This is a genomic window from Klebsiella sp. MS 92-3 (assembly GCF_000195655.1).
GTDB classification, from domain to species: domain Bacteria; phylum Pseudomonadota; class Gammaproteobacteria; order Enterobacterales; family Enterobacteriaceae; genus Klebsiella; species Klebsiella pneumoniae.
On sequence record NZ_GL882837.1, the window covers coordinates 43,155 to 46,502 of the forward strand.

General features: G+C 56.3%; 3 protein-coding genes. All 3 read right to left on the reverse strand.

All coding sequences use genetic code 11. From position 1 onward, the window contains the following. Positions 1-43: 43 nt before the first annotated feature. Positions 44-607 carry a membrane integrity-associated transporter subunit PqiC gene (gene pqiC, locus HMPREF9538_RS07585; RefSeq protein ID WP_002898392.1) on the reverse strand — a complete coding sequence of 188 codons (564 nt, stop codon included), beginning with the start codon at positions 605-607 and terminating at the stop codon, positions 44-46. Then, entirely contained in the window at positions 607-2,244 is a 1,638-nt protein-coding gene (pqiB, locus tag HMPREF9538_RS07580) for an intermembrane transport protein PqiB (RefSeq protein ID WP_002898390.1), read from the reverse strand. The genes pqiC and pqiB overlap by 1 nt, the downstream gene beginning before the upstream one ends. After that, positions 2,234-3,348: membrane integrity-associated transporter subunit PqiA (gene pqiA / locus HMPREF9538_RS07575; RefSeq protein ID WP_009485782.1), on the reverse strand; the 1,115-nt coding region annotated here is incomplete at its 5' end. The genes pqiA and pqiB, both read right to left, overlap by 11 nt.

Consider the following 3,348-nt stretch of genomic DNA (forward strand, 5'->3'; position numbering starts at 1 on the left):
GGCCCAGGTGAACCGCGCGGCAGATCATTATGATGAATTTTACTTATGGCAGACGATTAAGCTCGCTGGCAATGGCAGCCGCCTCCTGGCTCCACGCCTGCGCCAGGGTCTTGACCATCGCGTCATAACCATCCTGTTCCTGCCTGAGGACGATGTTAAACGGGCGCTTAATCAGCTGTCCCTGATGCTTCAGCAGCCACTCACCGCTAACGATAACCCGCCCGTCATAGCGACCATGAAAGCCATTGACCGCAACGTTGAGGGTATCCTGCTCGCTCCCCAGCGGCTGGGACGACACTACCCAGCCGGGCAACTGCTGGCTGAGATTTGCCACCAGCGTAGTGCGCAGCTGCTGATCCAGCGGACTGGCCCACAGATTATTATTGGCGATCACATACTGCACGTCGGTGGTCTGATAGACCACCCCGTTACCCGCCAGATAATCCGGGATGCTGACCTGCTCTACCCACAGCAGACGTGCCCCCTGACTGGCGGCGCTCTGCGCGCCGCCCTGCACAACCGGTAGCTGATAGTATGTCTTGCTTTCCCCGCCGCTACTGCACGCCGTCAGTACGCATACGGCTGCCGCCAGTAACCATTTTTTCATTATTTCGCTCCCTTCGGCTGTGGATCTTTTTTATCCTTCGCCTCAAATACCAGCGCATTGCTCTTATCATTTAGCGTTTTCAGAACCGGCTGCAGCTCACGCAGCACCTGATCCAGACGCTGCATATCGGCCACCATCTTATTGTAGGCCGCAGAGCCCGGCTGGAAGCCCTGCATGCTACGGTTCAGTTCACGCAGCGTCGTCTGCATATCGGCGGGCAGCTGCTGCATTGACTGGCTGGAGGTGATCTTATTCAGATTATCCAGCGTGGTCTGCACGTGCTGCATCGTCTTCTCGCTCTGCGCCAGGGTGCTGGTCGCCTGCTCCAGCAGCGGATTAATCGGCAGGTTATTAATCTTATCCAGCGCATCCATCAGACGCTGCTGGATCTGTGCCAGTCCACCGCTGATGGTCGGGATAATCGGATAGCCGTTAAACTCCTGTATTTTCCCGCGCGGGGGCGCCTTCGGATAGAAGTCGAGATCGATATACAGCGCGCCGGTCACCAGGTTACCGGTTTTCAGCGAGCCGCGCAGTCCGCGGTTGATCAGATCGTCAATGTGGGCGCGAATATTCGGATCGCCGCCAAGCTGATTAATCAGCCGTTGCGGTTCAACCCGCACTTCCACTGGAATACGATAGTCATCGTTCAAACGCTGCTTCAGCCCCGGAATAAAGAACGGCACTTTGCCGACGGTGCCCAGACGGATACCGCGGAACTCCACCGGCGCGCCCGGCTGCAGGCCGCGAACCGAGTCTTTGAAGAACATGACGTAATCGATATGCTCGGTAAAGACTGAATCCTGGATGCTCTTCTGATCGTCAAACAGATGGTATTCCGTTTTATTCGCCACCGGCTCGCCGAGGTCCAGTCCTTCAGGAATATCGAAGCTCACCCCGCCGCCAAACAGCGTCGACAGCGAGCCCATCTCGACGCGCATCCCCGCCGAGGTCAAATCTACAGCGATCCCGCTGTCCTTCCAGAAACGAACGTTGGTGGTCACCAGGCGATCGTTCGGCGCATTGATGAACAGCTGGTAAGTTATACGACGTTTCTGCGTGTCGAAGGTGCTGGTTTCCACTGACCCCACGCGATAGCCGCGGAACAACACCGGATCGCCCGGCGACAGCTGGCCCGCCTTGCTGCTTTCCAGCAGAATACGGATCCCCTTGGCATCCGGCGAGGCCAGCGGCGGAGAATCCAGTAGCGGATACTGCGCTGGCACCGAACCTTTCGTTCCCGGCTGCAGTTCAATATAGGCCCCGGACAACAATGTCCCAAGACCGCTGATCCCCTCGCGCCCAACCTGCGGCTTTACCACCCAGAAGACGGAATCGTTGTGCAGCAGCTTCTGCATCCCGGAATTGAGGCGGGCTTTGATTTCCACGTGGGTGAGATCGTCGGTCAGCGTCGCGCTCTCCACCACCCCAACGTCTACGCTGCGGCTCTTGATCCGGGTTTTTCCCCCTTCAATCCCTTCCGCATTGGTGGTGATCAGCGTGACCTCAGGCCCCTGATGGCTGTAATGATAAAACAGGATCCATGCCCCGATCAGCGCAGTGACGATAGGGAAGATCCACACCGGTGACCAGTTCTTCACCTTCTGCACTTTCGCTTCTCCGCTCTTATTTTCCATGTTGTTGTATTTCCTCATGGCTTGAATCTGGCTCACGATCCCACAGTAAACGGGGATCAAATGTCATGGCTGAAAACATGGTCATCACCACCACCAGCGCAAACATGACCGCGCCGATGGCTGGATAGATATTCATTAACCCTCCCATGCGGACCAGCGCAGAGAGCACGGCGATGACAAAAACGTCAATCATTGACCAGCGGCCAACAAATTCCACCACCTCATAGATCAGATGCATGCGCTCCGAATCTCGCGCGCCGTTGCCGTTGGCGTTCCAGCATAACCAGGCGATAGCGATCATCTTCAGCGTCGGCACCATAATACTGGCGATAAAGATCACCAGCGCCACCGGATATGAACCTTCGCTCCACAGTAAAATCACCCCGGCCATAATGGTCGATGGCATTTTATCGCCCAGCAGATCGGTGATCATGATCGGCATAATGTTGGCAGGGAGATAAAGGATAAATGACGTCACCAGCAGCGCCAGCGTCCACTGCAGGCTATTTTTGCGCCGCGCCGTTCCTTTACTGTTACAGCGCGGGCAGACGGTCTGATCGACCGGCAACACCGCCGTACAGCAGGCACAGGAGCGCAGCCCCTGACGGATACCGGTCACCCCGACCTTCAGCGGCTGGGTAATGGCCGGCATGGGGGCAATATCATCCCATAGCCAGCGGCGGTCGACGCACTGAAAAGTACGTAACTGCAGCAGGCAAAACATACACCAGGGAACAAAGCTCAGACCGATGCCGATATCACCGTAGGCCATCAGCTTGACGAAGCTCACCAGCACGCCGGCAAGAAAGATCTCCGCCATGCCCCAGGTTTTCAGTTGAAAGAGAATTCGCGCAAGGAACGTCTTCAGGCCGGCAGGCATTCTGACCCGATTAACCAGCAGCAAAATGGTGACCAGGCAAAACGCCGGCACTAATTGAACAAAGAGTAAAAAGAAAGTCCCGAGACTGGCGTAATCCTCGGTAAACAGTACGTTGGGAATTTCCAGCAGCTCTATTTCGCTACTGATGCCGCCCACTTTCATATAGATAAAAGGGAACAGGTTGGCCAGCAGCAGCATAAACAGCGCGACCAGCGCATACGCCG